This window comes from Paenibacillus mobilis (assembly GCF_058267595.1).
In genome coordinates, this window is sequence record NZ_JBZCMS010000002.1 from 241,629 (window position 1) to 262,717 (window position 21,089).

Below are 21,089 nucleotides of genomic sequence, written 5' to 3' on the forward strand. Positions count from 1 at the left end.
TTAGTGGATTAAGCAGCGGGAACCCTCCCTTCCGCTCTTTCCCGTCATTTCTTTTATACTTTATAATTTTCGACATCCAATGAATAATGCCTTCCTCACGCCCTGCGGAGGTCCCTCTACCAGCCCCCCAATAAAAAAGGGTTCCCCGAAAACTCCTTCCGGGAACCCCGTTTCATTTTTTGATTTTTTTCCTTCAGCTTTGCCTTATCAAACCTCGCAGCAAACGGACGCCTGCGTATCCAGCACGCTGCCGATGAACTTGGCCACGTCCAGATGCACGGGGTGGGCCAGGTATTTTTCCATATCGGCCATGGATTCAAACTTCGTTATCAGAATCAAATCATGGGCAGACGGACCCGGGCGCACATTGGCTTCTGCCCGGATGTCGATCAGGACGTTGATCTTCCCTTTCATGCCCAGCAGAACCGCCCGGGTATGTTCAATTTGCTCCGGGGAGCGGTCCTTAAGTTTAAGCAGCAAATGGTTGATGATCATGATCCTCGTAACCACCCTTCCTTTTTCTTATTTAATTGTTAATTTTGCGATCTTTCCGCCCTGAATCTCAAAATGGAAGGTTAACAGCAGAGGATCGGGAAGCCCTGTTTTGTCATAATCGCCGTCGATCTTGCAGAGAACCGCTATTTTCTCGCCGTTTTGCATGAAACTGCGCGGTTCCAGCGTCACATTAGGTTCAAAATGGTGTTTGTCGCTCCACTTTTTAATAGCTGCTTTGCCCAGCCAATCTTTGCCTTCGTCCACGACCAGCGCCTCTTCCGAAAAACAATCGACATAAGCCTCCGGATCGGGTTTATTGGCCGCAGACATAAAATCTTTAATGATTTGCGGCAGTTGTTCAAGCTCCATGTTTATCTGCTCCTTTATTTCGGTGGGTTAAACGGTCCGGATCGTTCCGCCGTCGATTGCGTATTCGCAGCCCGTAATGTAAGAAGACCTGCCTGAAGCCAGGAATGCCGCCAGCTCGGCGACTTCTTCCGGCCTGGCCGGACGGCCCAAAGGAATGCCCCCGAGCGCATCCATCAACTGCTGGCGGGCGGTAGGGTAGTCGGTTCCGGTATTTTCGGCCATTCGTTCGATTAAACGTTCTGCCGCTTCCGTTTCCGTAAATCCGGGTGCCAGCGCATTGATCCGGATCCCGTCAGGGCCAAATTGGGTCGCGAGATTTTTGCTGTAGTTCACCAGCGCCGCCTTGGCCGCCGAATACGGCATGGTCATGTTGCCCGGCAGCCTGCGCTGAATCGACGAGATATGGACGATTACTCCGCTGTGCTGTTTAACCATGTGAGGCAGAAATCCGCGGTCCAGCCAAACCGAAGAAAATAAATTGGCGTTAAACGTGGTCAGCCAATCCTTGTCCGTCAAAGCAAGCGCACCGGCGGTGCTTGTAGAAGATCCCCCGACATTGTTGATCAAAATATCCAGGCCGCCGGCTCTCTCCAGCGTCTCCCGAATCAGCTTGTCCGTTCCGGCCGGGCTGCTGACATCCGCCTGAATGAAATGGACGCCTTCAGGCAGATCATCCGTATGCGAACGCGCGGTAGCTATAACCTCTGCCCCTGCCGCATGCAGCCGCTGGACGATCGCTTTGCCGATGCCCTTGGTCCCGCCGGTGACAAGCGCACGTTGGCCTGCAAATTCTTTGCTCATATCCGTTAAAAAGTGACTGTTATCCATAGGTTTGCTGAACGCCTCCTTGAAGTTGGGTTACACGGCTAGTTTAGCGAACAAAACCTGACAACAGGATGTCCAGTTCTCTTAAAACAGTCCTAAAAATATTTTCCAGCCATCTTCTTGATGAGGGCAATCAGCTCCGATCGGATCAATTCAGGCTCGGCGACCTCCACCAGCGGCCCGAATGAAAGCAGATAATAAAAAAGCCATTCGCCTGCAGGCATGTTGGTTGTGACCAGAAAAGAACCGTTTTCAAGTCTGGAGACCTCTTCTTCCGGAAACTCATCCATCACCCGGTAGGCCGCTGCGGCATCGAATTTTAAACGCAGAGTAATCTTGTTCTCCACCGTCTCCCTCTTTTCCGGCATCGGCAGCTTTTCCCGGTCCTGTTCACCGGCAAGCCGGACGTCCGACATTCGGGTAATTTTGAAGGTTCTCATAGCTATATGCTCCAGACAATACCCCTGGAAATACCATGCCCTGTTCTTAAAAAGCAGCTTCACCGGAGCCGCGCTGCGGTCTCTTTTTTCACCTGAGGCGCTATAGTAAGTAAAAGAAATAACCTTCCTTCCCAAAATGGCGTTTTTCAGCAGGCTGAAAATTTCTTTCTGCTTCCGCTCGTTCCCCCAGGAAGAAAAGTCTACTTCAATCCAGCTCGCGTTATTTTTCTTAAACAGGCTGCTCAGCTTGGCCAGCACGTCGTCATAGCCCGGATGCTGCGCGGCCGACAAGCTTTGCAGAGCAAACAGAATTTCATCCTGTTCCTTGTCGGAAAGCAGGGATTTGTTCAGAATAAACCGGTCGGAAAGGGAAATCCCCCCTCCTTTGCCTTGGCTCGTATAGATAGGGATTCCTGCCTGGCTTAACGCTTCCACGTCCCTGTAAATGGTCCGAACCGAAACCTCGAACCGTTCAGCAAGTTCGTTTGCGGTTACGGTTCCTTTTTCAAGCAAAATATAGATGACCTGGAACAGCCGGCTGATCTGCATTTTTCTCACCTCTACGGTTCAGTATACCCCTTTAAACTTGACAATAAGATGTCAGGTTAACCTCAAAAAGCCCCTCCCGCAAACCGGAAGGAGCAAACGGCTTTTTTAGTTCAATCAGTCTCCTAAGCAAAAAAAAGATAGCGCAAGCGCAGCGCTTAAATCGCTTTTTCCGCTTCATATTCCATCAGCCAGCAGTCTCTGTATTCCCCTTCGTGCCATTCATGCTGCGGCAGAAGCTGCTTTTTCACAAATCCGCATTTCTCGTAAACCCTTATCGCCCTTGCATTCCAGGCCTGAGGATCCATCACGATTCGGGATGCCTGATGCGCTTCGACCAGATGGGCAACCATCGCATCGACCAATTCTGTGCCGAGTCCCCGGCTCCAGCAATCCGGTTCTCCGATAAACTGATCCATGCCATAGATGACTTCCTGAAGATCCGCGTATCCATAAAGCTTGCGCTCCGCTTCCTCGATTTCATAGACCTGCATGTAGCCGATGTCCCGCCCGTAATGCCGGATGATGCAGGCTGTAATCCCTTCCCTGTCTTGATAAAAATGCTCCCTCACCAAAGCTACATCATGCGGCCGGTCCCGGCCTTCATAATATTCCAGTACCGCCGGATCACTGAGCCACCTGCTGAGAAGAAGATCGTCTTGTTCCTCCAGGCTTCTGATTACGAGATTTTTTGAACGGGTGATCATCACAGTCCTCATCTCCTTATATCGTTTAAGATATTCTTATGCGGCTGACTAATCAGAAATCAAATGCAAAACCATCCATTCCTCATCCATGTACCGCTCCCCGGCCTTTAGCGCCCGCCGCTCCACGCCGAAAACCTGAAAGCCGGCGGACAAATACATCCGTTTGGCGGCATCATTGCCTGCCACGACGGTCAACTGCAGCTGCTCCAGTCCGGAAAGCCGGGAGGTTTGGTCAATGAGCGCCAGCAGAAGTTTTTGGCCGATTCCTTTCCCCCGGGCTTCGGCAGCTACACACATCCCAAAAATATGTCCTTTATGAGCGGTTTTGAGGCCCGTTCCCCTTATAAAGGTGACGATTCCAGCCAGCTCCTGCTCCGCGTCCTGTACCGTTTCCTTCTCCAGAAAAGCGCCCAGCACAAATTTGTCCGGGGTTGGCGTAACCCGTTCAATGAACTGATCCAAGGAGAAAGCCACCTCCCGTTCATACGTTGAACCAAACGCATCCGGGCTGTTCAGCAGCCCCTCCAGGCGCAGCTTCCTGTAAGCGGCGGCATCTTCTTTTTGCAAAATTTTTATAAGCATGATTAACCTCCCGCCTGATCCAGAACCATCCAAAGCAAAAAAACAACGGCGGTCAAAACAAGATGAGCAACCGGAATAAGGGAGGTCAGAGAATTTTTATTTTTCCTGACCAGGAAAACGATCAGACTGACCAGGTACGTTATTATGTAGGTGATGCTCAGGAAAATAAACAGATAAACAACCGCCAGGATAAAAGTAAGGGGTTCGCCGGCTCCGGCCGCAAGCTGCATCAGATTGGCAACCAATAAAAAGGGGTAAGCCAGCAGCGGCAGGCCGCCTGCTATAAATAAAAGGATATTGATGGCTTTTTTGCTCATGTTCGCCTCCCTCTCGTGTAGTTCGGGTAGTTATAGCAACAACGTTTCAAAAAAGGTTAATCCCACCGCTCATCCAGTTTGTCCGCATAAAAAAGGATGGCTTTCTTGTAAGCCTGAATGCCCGGATCGGCGCTGGTTTCGGCGAGCAGCTTCAGCAGCAGCTCCATTCCCTCGCTATAGGCTTTGAGATTGTATTTCACCATCGCCCGAAAGACTTGAAATTCCTTGTTCTCCGGGTATTCCAGGATTGCTTGTGCAAAAAGCTTTTCGGCCTCATCATATAATCCTAACGTCCGGTAAGTACTGCCAAGGCCGAGCAGCGCCCCTTCTCTTTCTTCCCCGTGTAAGCCCAGCTCTAAAGCTTTCTCGTAAAAAGGCACCGCCTCTTTCTCCAGCCCCATTCCATCATGGGTCCAGGCGCACTGGTACCACACTGAGGCATTTAGGGGTTCCAGCCCCAGCAGCTGCTCCAGCAGCGTTTTGGCCTCTGCGGGATTTCCGGACTGCCGGAGCCCGATCGCCTTTTCCAGATTCTCATTTATATTCATCGCTGCATTCACCCTCTATTCTTGATACACCCTCTATTAGGAACGTTTCTTCATCGTGTTCATAACCCCATCTTTATACTTTATAGTTTCTAGCTAAAAAGGTTGAAATCCTTTATTCTCGCCTGCTTCAGGACAACTGACGGCTCAAGCTCGATGAAAAACGGCCCGCGCCCTTTAGGGGACGCAGACCGTTTACACGATACAAATATTGAAATTATCGCACTACCTGGAATTCGGCGGAAAGCGTTTCGGTTTGGCTGCCGCCTACCCTGACTTCGATCCGGCACGGTTCAGCCGCAAATGTCATTTGCCGGTTCCATACGGCCAGCTCTTCAAACCCAAGCTCCAGCTGGACAAGCTGCTCTTCGCCAGGAAGCAGGCTGATCTTGCGGAATCCCTTCAGCTCCGCATACCGGCGGGTGATGCCCGATTCGCTTGCCTGAATGTACAGCTGTACAGTTTCCGCGCCGCTGACGGAGCCGGTGTTTTTCACTTTGACGCCGATCTTGACCGTTCCGCCCTCCGCCAGCTCAGCCGAAGTAATGGCCGTTTGCGATAGAGTCAGGTCGCTGTAGGCAAAACTTGTATAGCTGAGCCCGTAACCGAACGGATACAGCGGCGCCGAAGGCTGATCCACGTAGTTGCGGAGCCGGTGGGCCGCTTTCTGGTTGTAGTAAACCGGCAGCTGCGCGGCGGAGCGCGGCAGCGAAGCCGGCAGTTTGCCGCTCGGGTTCACCTGGCCGAACAGGATTTCCCCGATGGCGAGCCCGCCTTCCATGCCGGGATACCAGGCACAAAGCAGGGCGTCCGCAAGCGGCTCCAGGTCGGTCAGCTCCAGCGGGCGGCCTTGGATCAGGACCGCGACGACCGGCGTCCCGGTCGCGGCCACCGCTTCCGCGAGCTGCTGCTGGAGGCCGCCCGGACGCAGGTCGGCAAGGTCAACGCCTTCGCCGCAGTCCATTTCCGATGGACTGCCTTCGGAAATGACGGCTTCCCCGTTGCCGTCAAAGTCGCCGCCGAACTGGCGGGCGCTGCTGCCGCCCAGCACCAGCACGGCGACGTCCGCTCCCGCGGCGAGCTCCGCCGCCGCGGCCAGGCCGGCATCCGACGTATCGCGGATGCCGCAGCCCGTCGCGTGCTCGACCACCACGCCGGCGGGTGCCGCCTGGCGGATGCCCTCGAGCACGGTGCAGCCGCGGCCCTTGCGCTGCACGCTCGTATAATCGCCAAGCTGATTATACAGCCGGTCCGCATTGGGACCGATGACCGCGATGCGCCGCTGCTTATCCGCCTTCAGAGGCAGGATGGCTTCCTCGTTCTTCAGCAGGACGGCCGATTCCCGGGCCACCTGCAGGTTGAGGCCGCGCATGTCGTCGCTGCCGACCACGGAAGCCGGACGCTGCTCGTCGGCATAAGGGCTGTCGAACAAGCCCAGCCTGAATTTGAGCGTCAGCACGCGGGCAACCGCCCGGTCTATGTACGCCTCGGAGACCAGCCCTTGAACGACCGCTTTCTCCAGCGTCGTAAACGCCTTGTCCCAAAGGCTCAAATCCACGCCGGACGACAAAGCCAGCGCTCCGGCCCCTTCGTGGCTGCCGGTTAAGGCCAGCAGGCGGTCAACCGCCTGGCCGTCCGCCATGACGACGCCGTCAAAACCCCATTCTTCCCGCAAAATGCCGGTCAGCAGCTTGTCGTTCGCATGGCAAGGCACGCCGTCGATTTCGTTATAAGCGGCCATAAATCCGGCCGCTCCAGCTGCGGCGCCCGCTTTGGCCGCCGGCAGATGGATTTCGCGCAGCTCGCGTTCGCCAATCTCCGCCGGCCCGGCGTTTCGGCCGCCCTGACCCGCTCCCTGCGCGCACAGATGCTTCAGCACGACCGCAATCTGGTCCGGTCCTGCCAGTTCCTCCGCGGGTCCGCCCTGCATGCCGCGTACCACCGCCGCCGCAAAGGCGGCCGCCAAATAAGGGTCCTCGCTGTAGCATTCCTCGGAACGCCCCCAGCGCGGGTCGTGGAGAATATCCAGCGCGGACACAAGCCCGATATGCGCGCCGCGGCTGCGGATCTCGGCCGCTACGCCGCCGTACGCCCGTTCGAGCAGCTCCGGGTTCCAGGTCGAGCCCGCTCCGAGATTCACCGGCAGCATCGTGCCGTCCAGCGCCTGATGGCCGTGCGGGCATTCCTCGGTCAGCAGCACGGGAATACCCAAGCGCGAATGCTCGATCACGTAACGCTGGATTTGATTGGCCGCCGCCGCGCTTTTCTCCGCGGTAATGCCGTTTGAATAATCCACCCCGGACCATGGGTCGCTGCGGAACAGGCCATATAATGCGCCCATGCCGCCATAAGCCGCCACTTCTTGTTCAAAAGCCTCCGTGATCCTGAATTCCCCATCCTCGATCTTGTAAGCATCCCAGCCGTACATTCGCTGGTTCAGCTGTCCGACCTTTTCCTTTAACGTCATCCGGGGCAGCAGGTCCTGAACCCGCTCCGAGGCCGGAAGCCCGGCCAGTTTATATTTCTCCACCTTCCGCTTCACTCCTTATCGGTTTTACTTGCCCGAAGGCCCCTGTATTCCTTCGGCGTCATGCCTGTAAACGACTTGAAGACCGAAACAAAATATTTGTATTCCTTGTAGCCGACCTGATCGGCAATCTCGAACACTTTATCATGGGTGGTTGCCAGCAGCGTTTTCGCCTGCTCGATGCGCAGCTCGTTCATATACTCCGTAAACCCTTTGCCCGTGCTCTGCTTAAAAATATAACTGAAATAACTCGGCGTAATCTTCAGCCAGGCCGCTACCTCCGAAGCCTTCAGATCGCTCCGGTATTGCTCCTCGATATATCGTTTGGCTTTCTCGATGATCCAGTAGGAACGGTCTATGCCGCTCCGGTCAATCAGCGCCAGCAGCTCCGACAGATCCCGATTTACCGCTTCCTCCAGCGCCAGGTAGGAATTATATAGGTTCAAATCCGGCAGGGGGCGGCTGCTTTCAAGCCCGGTCATGCCGCTTTTTCTGAGCCGCTGGCGGAGCAGCGCAAACAGCTCCTCGCAGGAGGCGAGGACTTCCTGCAGCAGGTATGCTTCCTGCTTAAAGAAGCGGAACAGCTGCGCCACCTCCGTCTTTAGTTCCTGTTCGTCCTGCTTGAACAAAGCGGCAACCAGGTTTTGCACGCTTGCCGATACATCGAGGGCTTCGGGCCGCCGCTTATTCCGCCATTTCGCTTCGTAGGAGGCGTTTAATACGGGCTCCTGTTCCAGCACGTAATATTTCAGCCTGGACGCCGCCTCCGCACAACGCTCGGCTGTTTCTTCCAGAATCCTATAGGGCTCCGAAACCCCGCAGTAGAACTGGGGCTGCCCGGAAGGCAGCAAAACGCCATGCCGCAGCAGGCGCACCCAATCTTCCTCCTCCATCAGCCGGTCCGAAACGGCCAGGGTAATCAGCAAATTTTCATGGTCGAAGATGGAAAAAGGACGCAGCCCGGGCGATTCCAGCCGGCGGTGCAGCGTCTGTACCCACTGCTCCTGGATCCGTTCATACTGATCGGGCGGCATATCCTCATACAGCTCATGAAAGCAGGCCAATTGGCTGGACAGGATCCGGAATTGGGCGCCGTGCAGGGGAGGAGGCGCCATTTTGCCGTAAGCGATTCCATTCCGGGCCATATTCGCCAGCCACAGCTTGACCTCCCGGGTTCCGTCTTCCTTTTCGCTGCGCCGGATATCTTCTACTACCTTCTGCACGACCTTGGTCAATTCCTCTACTTCCACGGGTTTTAGCAGGTAATCATTGACGCCAAGACGCATGGCTTGACGGGCATAGCCAAAATCCTCGTACCCGCTGATAATGACCATTTTTGTTTCCGGATAAAGCTGTTTAAGCCGGTCGGCCAGCTCCAAGCCGTCCATGCCGTCCATCCGGATGTCCGACAGCAGGAAATCGGCCGGCTGCTCTTCCATTTTGCGGAGCGCCTCTTCCCCGTCATAGGCTTCACCGATAACTTCGACGCCCAGCTCCTCCCAATCGATCGTACAGCGCAGCCCTTTGCAAATGATTGGCTCGTCGTCCACGATCAGCATTTTGATCCGCCGCTGCTCCGCAGCTTCCTCTCTGCCCATGAGATGCCCCCCTAACCTTCCAGCTCCGGCCCGGGAAGCCTTAAACGAATTCCGGTGCCTTCAGCCGAATTATGAATGATCTCCAAACCGTATTGCTGTCCAAAAAAGATCGTCACCCGCTCATGGATATTCAGCAGCGCTCCCATCCGGCCCGCGGAACGATTCAGACGCCTGCTGGATAATGCCTCGCTGATTTCACGCTCTCGCTCGGCAGGCATGCCTTTTCCGTTATCCGTCACATCGATCCAAACTTCGCCTCCCGATCTGTAACCGATCACTTCGATCATGCAGACCGGTTTCTTCCTGTCCATGCCATGTTTGATGAAATTCTCCACCAGCGGCTGAATCGAAGCCTTCAAAGCGGGTGTCTCTTCAATGCCCGGCTCCAAATACAGCTTGTACATCAGCTTATCGCCCAAACGATACTGCTGAAGATACAAATAAGCCTGGGCAAACTCTATTTCTTTGGCTAGCGTGGTCTGGTAGTTTTTATTGCCGGCGCTGGAACGGAAAAACTTGGACAGCATCTCGATCAGCCGGCTAGACTTATCCGCATTCTCCAGCCTGGCCGTCCAGCGGATCATGTCTAGCGTATTATAGAGAAAATGCGGATCCATCTGGTTCTGCATCAGCTTGAGCTCGGTTTCCCTCTCCCTCAGCTCCAGCTTGTATTTATGCTCGATCAGCTCTTCTATGGTCATAACCATTTCGTTAAATTTACGGTTGAGTTCGGCAATTTCATCCTGCGAATCCACGGGAACCCTGGCGCTGAAATCGCCGCCGGCCACCCGTCCCGTTTCTTTCTTAAGACGCAGGATCGGCCGGATGATCGTCAGATTAAAACCGAACAAAGCGATTAAAGCAAGCAGCAGGATCGCCGTCAAAATGAACAGCATAATAGCCTGAACCCCGCGCAGCTGCTCGGAAATGTTCGTCTCGGAAATCATTACGATAATTTTCCAATCCGTATTTTCCATCTGGTTATACAAGGTCAGATAACGGTTGCCCTGCACCTTGTAGCTAAGAAAATCGTTTTTGCTGGCTGCGAGCTTCTTCAGCAGCGATTCATCCGGAACGTAACCCCCGGGCATTTTAACCTTGGACGATAAAATCAGATTGCCTTCCGGCCCTACGATAAACACGCCACCCGCTTCGGCTTCGAGCACCCCTTTCTCCAGCTGGGAAACGATGCTGGCCTCGTCGAGATGGATCGTCAGCTGCCCGAGCGGCTCCGTAATCTTGATAAAAGAATTTAAGATGCGGATCATGGAAAGCACCCGCACCTGACCGTTCCAGGAGCTTTCCAGGGTATGGCCTTCACTCCAGAGAATGCCGCCCTTCCGCTGCCTGGCTTCCTCCTCCCAACGGCTTTCGTCCCCGGTAAACGGTTCGCCCATCCGGATCTCGTTCCCGTTGTACCCCGTAATTTCGATAGAACGGATATAACTTTTGGACATCAGCTGGAAGGTCAGAAAGTTTTCGATATTATTTTTGAGATCGCTTTTTAGGTCATTGCCAAGCGGAGGACTGCTCCTTAAGTAACTCCGCATATCCGGACTTAAAATGAGATAGTCGGCGATGTCCTCGACCATCTTCGTTTGCTCCGACAGCTGGCTGGTCACATTGTCCAGATTTCGGCGCGTGGAATTGATAAACTGCTCGCGCAGCACCTGATTGTATTTGTACTGCACAACGACGCCTACCCCGATCGTCGGCAAAATGACGAACAGCAAAAAGATGACGAGCGCCTTGCGTTTCAAGCTTAAACTCCCCAGGCGTCTGATATAGCTTGTCTTCATGCCATCTCTCCTTTGCTGTCGGGGTAGGCCTGCCGGAGCCGGATCAGCCTTTCACCGCACCTGCCGTCATACCGGTAACCAGCTGCTTTTGCAGCAGCAGATAGAAAATAATAATAGGAATCAGCGCGATGGTCAGCGCGGACATCTGCAGCGTATAGCTGGCCGTTTCAATGCCGACGAAGTTGGCCAGGCCAAGCGGCAGCGTCTTCAGCGCGTTGGATGTAATCAGAACAAGCGCGAACAAATATTCATTCCAATTGTAAATAAAATTGAGAATAACTACGGTGGCCATGGCCGGACGGGTGATCGGCAGGATGATGGACCAGAAGATCCGGAAAATGCCGGCCCCGTCCATGATGCCCGATTCCTCCAGGTCTTTCGGGAAGCCCCGCATGAAACCTTCCAGAATAAACACCGTCAAAGACAGGTGGAACGCCGTATAAGGTAAAATGAGCGACAGATACGTATCGATCAGGCTCAGCTTTTGCATAATCAGAAAGATCGGAATCAGCGTGGCATGAATCGGTACCAACATGCCGAGCAGAAACAAGCTGTAAGTCAGTCCGCGCAGCTTAAAGGAGAAGCGGGCCAGAAAATAAGCGGCCAGCGATCCGAGCAGCACGGTAACGATCAGCGAGGTAAAGGTAATCAAAAGGCTGTTCAGAAAATAAACGTTCATGTTGGCAATTTTCCACGCTTCCGCGTAATTTGAAAATTGCAGGGTAGTCGGCAGCGAAAACGGATCCGCCGCATACTCTTGCTCCGACTTAAACGAATTGATAACCATCCAAAAAATCGGGATTATATTCATGATAGCGAACAGGCTCAAAAATGTGTATGCGAATATCTGGAATACCGGAGATTTTTTCTTCATATGCGTATTCCTCCTCCCCTCTTAATCTTTCTCCCTGGCGATCCGGTTCACAATAGATATGACGATAAGGCTGAACAGCAAAATCAGGATGGAAGCCGCGCTTCCGTAGCCGTAACGAAGATTCATAAAAGCGCTGTTGTACATGTAAATCGTCATGACTTCCGTCTGGTGTGCCGGGCCGCCGCCGGTCAGCACCTGGATGAGGTCAAATACCCGGAACGAGTTGCTTATGCTGTATACGATGGTGACCATCAAAGTGCTGCGGAGCATCGGAATCGTGATAAACCGCGTCTTTTTAAATCCGGTCGCCCCGTCCAGTTCGGCGGCTTCGTTCACCTCATCCGGAATGTTCTGCAAAGCGGCCAGGAACATGACCATGTATAAACCGCAGTTCTGCCAGATATAAGCGACGCTGATGGACAACATGGACCATTTGGAATCGCCCAGCCAGTTCTGCTGCCAGCTTCCAAGCCCGAAAATGCCCAGCAGGTTGTTAAGCAGACCGTATTCGGTATTGTAGACCATGCCAAAAATCAGGGATACCATAACCGATGAAATGACGACCGGCATAAATCCGACTGTCCGGAAAAAGCCCGAGCCTTTCAGGCCGCGGTTCAGCAGCAGCGCCATCAGCAGGCCCAGCGGGATTTGGCCGATCAGGCCGGTGACCATGATGATGACGTTGTTTTTGACCGAAAGCCAAAACGTGTCGTCCTGCAGCATCTGGACGTAATTGTCCAGTCCGATAAATTTCATGGAACCAATGCCGTTCCAGTTCATGAGCGAATAATAAAGCGAGATGCCGATCGGCACGATCGCTATGCCTAGATAGATCACCAGTGCGGGGAACAAGCCGATAAAGATGGCGAATCTGCTTCGTTTCAAGGTTTGCATGAGCCGTTCTCCTTTCGTTCAGCCCTTGGCTTTGATACAAAGAAAACCCGGCAGCCGGGTTTTCTTTGTATCGTTTAAGCCTGTTCAACTGAGCCTTAACTTAATTAGTGATGTTGTCCATTGCTTTCTGCGCATCCGCCGCGACTTCTTCCGGTGTACCGTGTCCTACAGTCAAGGCCTGAAGGCCGTTTTGGATAACGTCCACCACCTGGGTTGGAATAATGCTGTCGAAGACAGGAGCCGTTCCGTTGCCGGTCAGCTCAAGCATCTCTTTCAGGTAAGGGCTGGCGTCTTCTGGAATGTCCACTTTGGCCGGAACCACTACGCCGTTGCTGATCAAGGCTTTATACAAATCTTCGCTTACGAAATATTTGAGGAATTCCTCGGCAGCGGCTTTCTTTTTCTCGTCGAGACCACTCTTGATCGCGATACCATATTGCACGACGCCAGCGCTTTTCTTCGGATCCCCTTTGCCGCCGTTCACGCTTGGGAACAGGGCAATGCCGAACTTGTCGCCGTTTTCGTTGTTGATCCGGATACGGGCGTCAACCGTCGAAGAGGAAATGTGCATGGCGGCTTTCCCTTGAATCAGGTAATCCTGTCCTTGTACGGAATCCATGTTGTTTGCATCCACGTTAAACGCGCCCAGCTTCGACAATTCGTCGATGACACCGAGAGCTTTCACGAATTCGGGATCGGTGAATTTTGCTTCTTTATTTATGACCTTCTGCAGGAAATCGCTGCCCGTAAAGCGGTCGCCGATGATCGACAGGTAGGAGGACTGCAGCGGCCACTGCTCTTTGTTGCCGAGGGCGATCGGCGTAATGTTTGCCGCTTTCAGCTTTTTGATCAGATCGATGAATTCATCGTAGGTTTTAGGAAACTCGGTATAGCCGACTTGGGCAAGAAGCTCCTTATTGTAATAAACAATGTCTACAAAGGTTTGTTTGGTCGGTACGGCGTATTGCTTGCCGTTCACGTTGAAGCCTTCCAGCGCGGCTTCCGGCAGAATCGATTTCCAGTTGTCCATCAGGCTGTCGATCGGCTCAAGCAGGTTGCCGTCGATGAGCGGATCCATTTCCGCTCCCGGCCAAACGACGTTGATGTCCGCCAGATTGTTGGCTGCGGCCAGCGTACGGATTTTCGTTTTGTACTGAGCGGATGGCACTTCGTCCGTTTTGATGATGATATTCGGATGATCCTTCTCAAAATCGGCGATCCGTGCTTTATACACGTCATTGTCGATATTCGGCGTCGTCCACGGATGCATCATGGTCAACGTGACTTTATCACCGTCACCCGATGCTCCATTTCCGCTTCCCGAACTGTTATTTCCGCAAGCCGCGGTGAACAAGGCAAGCAGGCCAACCAGACTTAAAAGAGCTACTTTTTTGCTTATCTTTCTGTTTTTCATTGTGCAACCCTCTTTCTCTAAAGTTTTATCGTTGCTTTTCCCTATGCCCAGATCTCTTGGGTGTTTGGTTTCATGCTTTCGATCTGTTGGTTCAATTATAGATGGTAAGCCCGCCAGGCTATATCCCATAAATGTTAGATTATATCCGGAATTCTTCAGCTGATTTGCGAAAACGGCTCTTTTTTTAAAGGAAAACAAACTTTTAAGTGATTAATCATAACATACAATGTAATAAATTTAGTATTTAAAATATAGTAAGCGGTTGCATTATTTGTTATTTAATAACCGCTTGTTGCAAGCGGTTATTAAATATAACATCGATGCTTAGGGAAGGAGGTTTGACTATGCTTAGCTTAGCTAAGCCTGTCCTTTCCTATCTTTTTCAGATGCTCCATAATATAGGTTTTCAATATCAGGACTGTCTTTATGCTTTCTTCTCTATGCCTTCTGCTCCAGCAGATGGTTAAGCATGTCTTCGAGCGGAACGGTCGCCAAAGCGATCGCCGTATCGGTAACCCCGTAATAAATGTGCAGAATGCCTTCGTCCAATACACAGCCAGTCGGGAAAATGACATTTGGAATTTGGTAGCCGAATTTCTCGTAATAGGTTTCTGGCTCCATAATGAAGTTGGAAGTTCTAGCCAGCACTTTATTCGGGTTCTCCAGATCCAGCAGCATGGCCCCTACGCGGTAAACGGTATTCTGATCCACCCCATGATACAGCAGCAGCCAGCCATGTTCGGTGCGAATTGGCGGCGTAGAGCTGCCGATTTTTTTGCCTTCCCATTCATTCTCCGCCTTAGCCAGCAGAACAGGTTCATCCCAGTTGATCAGATCATCGGAATAAGTAATCCAGATTGCCGCCTGGTCAGTGCCGAACGCTTCGCCGATGTATTCTTCCGGTCTGCGGAGCAGGACGTATTTGCCGTTGATCTTCTCCGGAAACAATACATTGTTGCGGTCGTTGATCTCAAGCGGAGTAGTAGTCGTGACATATTCCCAGTCGATCAGATTGCGGGAGGACATCAGCACGGAGCGGGTCAGCCAGTGCCCTTCCTCTTCGCCCCAGCCATCCGGATAAGTCGGAATCGAACGTTCCGGAATACCAGTACCCGTAGGGTAATAGTTCATGGCGCAAGGACGGACCGCAATGGTCATGTAGAATGTGTCTTCGATTTTGACCATCCGGGGATCCTGTACGCTTCCGTACGGAAAACCGAGCATATCCGGAGTTACAACCGGTTGATCGGTAACATGCTTGAAATGCACGCCGTCTTCGCTTTCCAGCAAACCGAGGAAGTTTTTGCACGGTGTCAGCGAACCCGCGGTCCGTTCGATCATGTAATATTTGCCGTTATCCTTCACCACGGCCGGGTTAAACACAGTCGCAAGCCGCCATTCATATTCGCCGGGGACGACGATCGGGTTTTCAGGATGTCTAGTAATTTTCATGAATTCCGCCTCCTTGTTCCAGTACATAGAATTAAAGCCATTATAGCCCCGCCTTCCGGCTGCTCATATCCCAGAAAGTTTCGAAATCATCCGAAATCTAGCGATGGGTTTGGAACACCTTCTCAGAAAAAGGGGCGAAACACCGAAAGAGCAACCCTCTTCCATTTGATCCCCTCTTCACCACCCCTAATAAAGTATAACGTTATAATGTTTAATGTTGTTTTTTTGTTTATCCTCTTCGGATTAATTCTATAATAAACCGGCCCGCGATTTGAAAACATCCCGTAAAATTGCGATTCTATCCGTTAATTTTATGTAGTTTAAAGGCTGCTTTCGCTTCTAATGTTCTAGTTAGCCAGAAGAAAACCGCCATGAAGGCGGTTCATTGAGAGCTGTCTTTGTCTCAGCGGTGGACTCGATTTTCCACAATGCCAACTGCCGAATAAGGATAATCGATCTGTTTCTTCACTACAGCTGCCGCTTCCGGCCCGGCAAGCAGCCCAACGACATACAATCCGAGGTCGATAGAGGTGGCCACGCCTCCGGCCGTGATGATTTTTCCGTCCATGACGATCCGTGCCTTGATTACCTCTTCACAGTAAGGTTCCAAGAGCTCATAGACATTGGGATGGGTGGTAGCCTGCTTCTCTTTCAAGAAACCCGCCGCTCCCCATATTAATGATCCCGTACATACAGAGACTTTATACTCGGCAGGCTCGGCCGTACGAATCCAATCGATGAAATCAGGATCATCCTTCAGCCTCCTGGTCCCCATTCCTCCCGGAATAAAAACAAGATCGTAACCCGATAAATCCGGTTTTACGGCATCCACCTTCACCCGCATTCCCAGCTCATCCTCAACCTCCTCCGACATGGCGCAGAGTTCCCACGTCGTACTGTCAGTCCGTTCAAATTGGCGGAGCCGGTTGACAACATCGTAGAACCCGACAAAATCAAGAAAAGTAACTCCATTAAACAAAACGAAAGCGATTTTCATCTGATCCGTCCTTTCCATTTGGCGAAGAATAATTGAATGACTTTATCTTTATGCCGATCCAGAGAGTCCTGAACAATAGCATCAAGCTCATACCAGGGAATGTCCAATTGTTTGGATAACTGTTTCACCAAGGTAGTTTTGCCGCTGACCACAATTCCGATAATCAGAATCTTTGTCACAAAGTCACCTGCCTCTAATCTTTAGCAAGGGGCAAAAATAAACTGATAGCAGATCATCGTCTGTTCGTCTCCCGAACCGTTTGACTTTGTCCCCCTGCCAACTTCCCTGAACCCGATTTTCTCCAGCATGCTTCTGGATCTCAGGTTGGTTTCCTCCGCTTCTGCCAGGAAAAGACTAAGCCCCAGCTCACGCGAAGCATACGCCATCAGGTGCTGGGCTGCCCGGGTTCCAATGCCATTCCCCCACAATGAAGAATCCCCAATCGCAACGCCCAGTTCAGCCGAATTCCCCTGAATAAAAGCCAAATCCGCATAGCCGATCAGCTTGCCTTCGTATTCAATTCCCATCCGCAAAAAGTACTCCGTCTGACCGCTTACACAGCGGCTCCACCACTCCTTCATCTCGTCCGTTGTTCTGTCGGGCTCCCATCCGTTAGCCGAACAAAAAAGCTCGTCTTGGCTCCAGGCCATAACGGCATCCAAATCGTCTATAGTGATAGGTCTGAGAACTAGATTTTCCGGTTCAGGTTTATTGTTCATTCGTTTGACTCTCTCCGCTTAGAAACTTTATTTCACAAACGTATTTCTCACTCTTTGCGACCTGATGAAATAAGGAATCCAAATCGCGCATGTCACGGCGCTGCGGACTATACCTCCCAAGGTATTAGCATTTTCATCCCCAAGGACAGAGGCTGCTCCAGAAGGTCGGATTTAGTTGAATTGGATTTCATACCTTCACCTTCCTTGTTCCTTAAATTAAAATTGAAATCGCCCTCTAATCATTTCCGCTGCTTCGTCCGGGCCAAGCTTCGTATTATTGATTCTCAGATAATTGTCCCTCGTTATTTCTCCCGGCAAAGAGTTCAGTCGGTATTTCTCATGAGTTCTGATCAAATTGGCTTCCGATTTCTCTATTTGACGTTTGGTTGGCTTATGCTCAAGCCGGTTTGGCGTTTTGTTGCGGTAGATCCGTTCTTCGAGCTCCGCCTCAAGTTCCACCCAATAAACCGTCCAGCCTCTGGACTCAAACAAATTCGTGATTCCTTCGACAAACTCCCAGTCTTGCTGCAGGTCAAATGCCCAAACGTACGTGAAGATAAAGCCATCCATACCGCTTTGCGAAACTTCCTCAAAAATCCCCTGCCTGATCAAGCTCACCAACCGATTACCGGAAGGCGTTCCATATTCAAAAAATGGCGTCACAAATTCAATCGACATATGATTGTGAAACAGCTTGAAATCGGTTTTGGCTGCCAAACTTTGCCCTACCGTCATTTTTCCTACCGCTTGCGGCCCAAAAAGAATCACGAAATGCATTCGGTTCCTCCTCCCTAATTTGTATTTTTAAACCAAATATAACTTTCCTGATTATACCATTTGTGCTTTCTTGTTGTCCTGATCCAAAAAAAGATCCGGGCAGATTCAATTCTGTCATCCGGATCTTTTTTTCTTTAGATTTTAATAGTTGCTGAATCCCCGCTAGAAACCAAACGACAGCTGCTCCACGGGCAGCTCTCCGGCAATTTCCTCCAGGGCCATTGCTTTGGACAATAAGGCTCCGCCGCCATCGGCAGTTGACTTCTCCCTCTTAGGCATAGAGGTTTCATCTTCCGTTAAAGCATATTTCAGCTGCAGCTCGTCGGTTATCCGCCGGATGCGTTCGCGGTAACTTTCGTCCGTGTAGGCCCCTCCTTGATATAAATCCCTGTAAACCTGCAGCTTCTCCGGAAAATGTTCGCGTAACGTCTTGTAATACCAGCCCTTGACATCGGGAGATAACCTCAGCAGCGAAGTCATCACAAAATCTGCTCCGCCCTTTCGGGCTGCTGCAAAGATGGCCTCCAGCCCCTCCTTGTCATCCGTCAGCAAAGGCAGGATCGGTGCAATAAATACGCCCGTCCTTATACCGCTTCCGCTTAACGCTTCCAGCGCCTCAAGCCGTTTGAAAGGCAAAGGAGCCCCGGGCTCCAGCAAGCGGATCAGCTTTGCGTCCAGCGAACCCATGCTGATATTGACCAAAATATCGTCCATCGCCTGCAGCAGATCAAGATCCCGCAGCACAAGCGGGGAACGTGTCGTGATCGACGTACGAATCCGGTATTTAGCCAGCACCTTCAGGCATTCGCGGGTAATCCGGGTTTTGCCCTCGACCGGCTGGTAAGGATCGGTGACCGTTCCGATCGCCACACGTCCGATATGACGGCGAACCGCCTCCAAATCGTGAGCGTACCGGACGGCAAGCTTGGACAGCTGCGCTTCCAGCGCTTCAGCTGCGTTTATTTTCAGCATAATATGGTTCTGGAATTCGTCATTGGCTTGTCTATCAATAAACCCCTGAAAACCGCGGGCATAACAAAAGCTGCAGCCGTGTGCGCAGCCTCTGTACGGATTAATGGACCATTCAAAGGGCATTCGTTCTTCTTTAACTTTGGTCAACGTCTGTTTCGCAAAAATCGTCTCGTACGTTTTAGCCATGATTTCCGCCCTCCAAATAGGAACATTTGTTCCTATTATAACACAACAATCCGCTTTTATCCGTTTCGGCAGCATGAAAATTTATGGAAGGGGACTCGAATGACGTTCCAAGAACCGTCGGCACGGAGCCCACGGTCTCTTGCAAACCCCCTATAATCCGATAGAGATGACTGCTCCGGATTGGAATCCCTGCCCGGCTGTCCGGTTAGTCCGAACAGAGATTCCGTCTCCCTGCTGGCCCGGCAGATCACGATGATAACGATTGGGCTTAGCGCTCGTCGGTTACGAATCTCCTGCTTTTACTTCCTTAATAGGAATGATGATAGTGCTTGTGAACTCTGCAATGCTTGGAGTGCTTGCAGTGTTTGGGCACATGGTGGCAGGGAACCTTTTTGCAGCCTACGAAAATTTTCTTTTTACAAGTTTTTTCAATAACCGGATCGTAACGGACCGTGATATACTTTTTGACAACGAATTTCTTAACATAGCATTTTCTGATAGGGTCCTTGTCAATGCAGTGATCTTTCCACTTTCTCCTCATTTCTCCATTACCTCCCATATTTCAAATACAAGATAGTATACGTTTTAATCAAGGCTTTGAACTAGTTCGGCAGCCTATCTTTAGGAAATTAGGCCATTCTCTCTTTTTCGACATATTCGGATATGATAGTGGTATTTTGCTCATTTTAGCCAAAAAAAGCGCTCTTCCTTGAAGGAATAAAGCTTATTTATAATAAATATGGAGAATCTCCTTGAACAAATAATCCACCCCTTTCATGAGTCCGGGCTTGAGGATCCCCAAAACTTGCAGCAGGCTCATCACAAACCCGATCAGCAGAAAAGAAAAAAAGGCGGCCAGCTCCTTCCAATACGTTCCTCTTAAAAGACTGGGTACTTCATAAATCACGATTCCAGCGAAGACCACTAACAACATAATGATCATGCCCGATCACCTCCCTGCTGCTTGGGAAATCTTCTAAGGACAGCGATCAGCCAGGTCAGAAACGGAAGCAGGAACTGGAACGGAAAGCTGTAAAACGGATAAATCGTCGCCCCGTCAAAGGCATGCTCCATGCTGGAAGGATAAAGCAAAACGGAAAGGCTGATCGTAATAATGCCTATTGGGGTCACGAGCGGCACGTAAGAGCGCAGCTTCAACAGCTGGGCAAGCCCTAATACCGTTGCGTAATAATATAAGCTTACCCGCAGAAACAAAGTGACCAGCAGCACGATCGCTACCAGCACGTCCAGCCGGGTCAGAATATCCGCGATGTTGATCAGCCGCGTGGATTCAAAGGAAGGCGAAACCATGATGGAGCCCACCACCCCCAAAACGGCCGTGTCCTGCACAACTATGATCAGCAGCTGCAGGCCGCCTATAAAAAATCCCAGCAGCATGGCCTTTTTGGCCTGCTTGATTTTGTTCATGTACGGCATCACCATCAGAAATACGACGGTTTGCGTAAAAGGAAGCGTGGCCACGATATGCGTTCCCTGTATGAATTTGGACAAAGGCAGTTCAAAAACGGGCAGGAAATTGGAAAAATCCATCTCGCTGAATAGCAGCATAAAACCGGACAAAATCAGCACCGCCGCCACAGCAATCAAAATGAAGCTGCTGCGGGCGATGGTCTCGATCCCGTTTCTTACCGCCCAGGCACATATAAACATGAACATAATCAGGAAAACCGCCATCGGCGTTTCCGGCATGATGTAGGTACCGAAGAAGTTATAGACGGTTCGCAGATTCAGGGAGGCCAGCAGCAGGAAAAAAGCTACATACAACACGGAAATCGCTTTTCCCAGAAAAGGACCGTAAATCGCATCGTGCATTTCCATCAGATTTTTACCCGGAAAACGCTGCGCCAGAGAGACATAAATCAGGACAAAAGGCAAACTGATCGCCATGGCCGCCAAAACGGTCAGCCAGGTATCATGTTTGGTGATCGCCGCCGAAAAAGCCAGCAGCAAATGCGCCCCCTGTATGAATCCGATATTCAAATATGTCAGCTGTGAGCTTGAAATTTGACCTCTTTCGATTTTCATCCAACCGC

23 protein-coding genes are annotated in these 21,089 nt (G+C 51.4%); all 23 read right to left on the reverse strand.

The features are described 5' to 3' along the window. Positions 1-207: 207 nt before the first annotated feature. On the reverse strand, positions 208-495 hold the full coding sequence (locus AC3ZPD_RS04295; RefSeq protein WP_490983034.1) for a Dabb family protein: 288 nt from the start codon (positions 493-495) through the stop codon (positions 208-210). Between the two features lie 27 nt (positions 496-522). Next, on the reverse strand, positions 523-864 hold the full coding sequence (locus AC3ZPD_RS04300) for a nuclear transport factor 2 family protein (RefSeq protein WP_490983035.1): 342 nt from the start codon (positions 862-864) through the stop codon (positions 523-525). Positions 865-891: 27 nt separating this feature from the next. Continuing rightward, positions 892-1,692: an SDR family oxidoreductase gene (locus AC3ZPD_RS04305; protein ID WP_490983036.1), complete on the reverse strand. Its 801-nt coding sequence runs from the start codon at positions 1,690-1,692 to the stop codon at positions 892-894. 92 nt (positions 1,693-1,784) lie between these two features. Further along, a complete protein-coding gene (locus tag AC3ZPD_RS04310; RefSeq protein WP_490983037.1) occupies positions 1,785-2,678 on the reverse strand; it encodes a helix-turn-helix transcriptional regulator in 894 nt (297 codons plus the stop codon). 155 nt (positions 2,679-2,833) lie between these two features. After that, positions 2,834-3,382, reverse strand: a complete 549-nt coding sequence (locus AC3ZPD_RS04315; RefSeq protein WP_490983038.1) for a GNAT family N-acetyltransferase — start codon at positions 3,380-3,382, stop codon at positions 2,834-2,836. 48 nt (positions 3,383-3,430) lie between these two features. Then, positions 3,431-3,964, reverse strand: a complete 534-nt coding sequence (locus tag AC3ZPD_RS04320) for a GNAT family N-acetyltransferase (protein ID WP_490983039.1) — start codon at positions 3,962-3,964, stop codon at positions 3,431-3,433. A gap of 2 nt (positions 3,965-3,966) precedes the next feature. Beyond that, on the reverse strand, positions 3,967-4,281 hold the full coding sequence (locus AC3ZPD_RS04325; RefSeq protein ID WP_490983040.1) for a hypothetical protein: 315 nt from the start codon (positions 4,279-4,281) through the stop codon (positions 3,967-3,969). Between the two features lie 56 nt (positions 4,282-4,337). Then, positions 4,338-4,829 carry a tetratricopeptide repeat protein gene (locus AC3ZPD_RS04330; RefSeq protein WP_490983041.1) on the reverse strand — a complete coding sequence of 164 codons (492 nt, stop codon included), beginning with the start codon at positions 4,827-4,829 and terminating at the stop codon, positions 4,338-4,340. Between the two features lie 214 nt (positions 4,830-5,043). Further along, complete coding sequence (locus tag AC3ZPD_RS04335; protein ID WP_490983042.1) at positions 5,044-7,356, reverse strand: glycoside hydrolase family 3 N-terminal domain-containing protein; 2,313 nt, start codon at positions 7,354-7,356, stop codon at positions 5,044-5,046. An 8-nt stretch (positions 7,357-7,364) separates the two neighbouring features. After that, positions 7,365-8,951: a response regulator transcription factor gene (locus AC3ZPD_RS04340; RefSeq protein ID WP_490983043.1), complete on the reverse strand. Its 1,587-nt coding sequence runs from the start codon at positions 8,949-8,951 to the stop codon at positions 7,365-7,367. Positions 8,952-8,962: 11 nt separating this feature from the next. Further along, on the reverse strand, positions 8,963-10,750 hold the full coding sequence (locus tag AC3ZPD_RS04345; RefSeq protein ID WP_490983044.1) for a sensor histidine kinase: 1,788 nt from the start codon (positions 10,748-10,750) through the stop codon (positions 8,963-8,965). Positions 10,751-10,793: 43 nt separating this feature from the next. Beyond that, on the reverse strand, positions 10,794-11,624 hold the full coding sequence (locus AC3ZPD_RS04350; RefSeq protein WP_490983045.1) for a carbohydrate ABC transporter permease: 831 nt from the start codon (positions 11,622-11,624) through the stop codon (positions 10,794-10,796). Between the two features lie 21 nt (positions 11,625-11,645). Further along, a complete protein-coding gene (locus AC3ZPD_RS04355; protein ID WP_490983046.1) occupies positions 11,646-12,518 on the reverse strand; it encodes a carbohydrate ABC transporter permease in 873 nt (290 codons plus the stop codon). A 100-nt stretch (positions 12,519-12,618) separates the two neighbouring features. Next, entirely contained in the window at positions 12,619-13,932 is a 1,314-nt protein-coding gene (locus AC3ZPD_RS04360) for an extracellular solute-binding protein (RefSeq protein WP_490983047.1), read from the reverse strand. A 438-nt stretch (positions 13,933-14,370) separates the two neighbouring features. Continuing rightward, positions 14,371-15,384 (reverse strand): glycoside hydrolase family 130 protein, encoded by a 1,014-nt coding sequence (locus AC3ZPD_RS04365; protein ID WP_490983048.1) that lies wholly within the window; start codon positions 15,382-15,384, stop codon positions 14,371-14,373. Between the two features lie 403 nt (positions 15,385-15,787). Continuing rightward, positions 15,788-16,381, reverse strand: coding sequence for a DJ-1/PfpI family protein (locus tag AC3ZPD_RS04370; protein ID WP_490983049.1), 594 nt, complete (start codon positions 16,379-16,381; stop codon positions 15,788-15,790). Continuing rightward, a complete protein-coding gene (locus AC3ZPD_RS04375; protein WP_490983050.1) occupies positions 16,378-16,560 on the reverse strand; it encodes a hypothetical protein in 183 nt (60 codons plus the stop codon). Before AC3ZPD_RS04375 ends, AC3ZPD_RS04370 begins: the two co-directional genes overlap by 4 nt. Before the next feature lie 21 nt (positions 16,561-16,581). Further along, positions 16,582-17,100: a GNAT family N-acetyltransferase gene (locus tag AC3ZPD_RS04380; protein WP_490983051.1), complete on the reverse strand. Its 519-nt coding sequence runs from the start codon at positions 17,098-17,100 to the stop codon at positions 16,582-16,584. Between the two features lie 27 nt (positions 17,101-17,127). Next, complete coding sequence (locus AC3ZPD_RS04385) at positions 17,128-17,271, reverse strand: DUF2569 family protein (RefSeq protein WP_490983428.1); 144 nt, start codon at positions 17,269-17,271, stop codon at positions 17,128-17,130. Positions 17,272-17,316: 45 nt separating this feature from the next. Further along, positions 17,317-17,877: a DEAD/DEAH box helicase family protein gene (locus AC3ZPD_RS04390; RefSeq protein WP_490983052.1), complete on the reverse strand. Its 561-nt coding sequence runs from the start codon at positions 17,875-17,877 to the stop codon at positions 17,317-17,319. A 162-nt stretch (positions 17,878-18,039) separates the two neighbouring features. Next, positions 18,040-19,035: an SPL family radical SAM protein gene (locus AC3ZPD_RS04395; protein WP_490983053.1), complete on the reverse strand. Its 996-nt coding sequence runs from the start codon at positions 19,033-19,035 to the stop codon at positions 18,040-18,042. A gap of 724 nt (positions 19,036-19,759) precedes the next feature. Continuing rightward, positions 19,760-19,978, reverse strand: a complete 219-nt coding sequence (locus AC3ZPD_RS04400) for a hypothetical protein (protein ID WP_490983054.1) — start codon at positions 19,976-19,978, stop codon at positions 19,760-19,762. Beyond that, positions 19,975-21,081, reverse strand: a complete 1,107-nt coding sequence (locus AC3ZPD_RS04405) for a GerAB/ArcD/ProY family transporter (protein ID WP_490983055.1) — start codon at positions 21,079-21,081, stop codon at positions 19,975-19,977. Before AC3ZPD_RS04405 ends, AC3ZPD_RS04400 begins: the two co-directional genes overlap by 4 nt. Positions 21,082-21,089 lie beyond the last annotated feature (8 nt).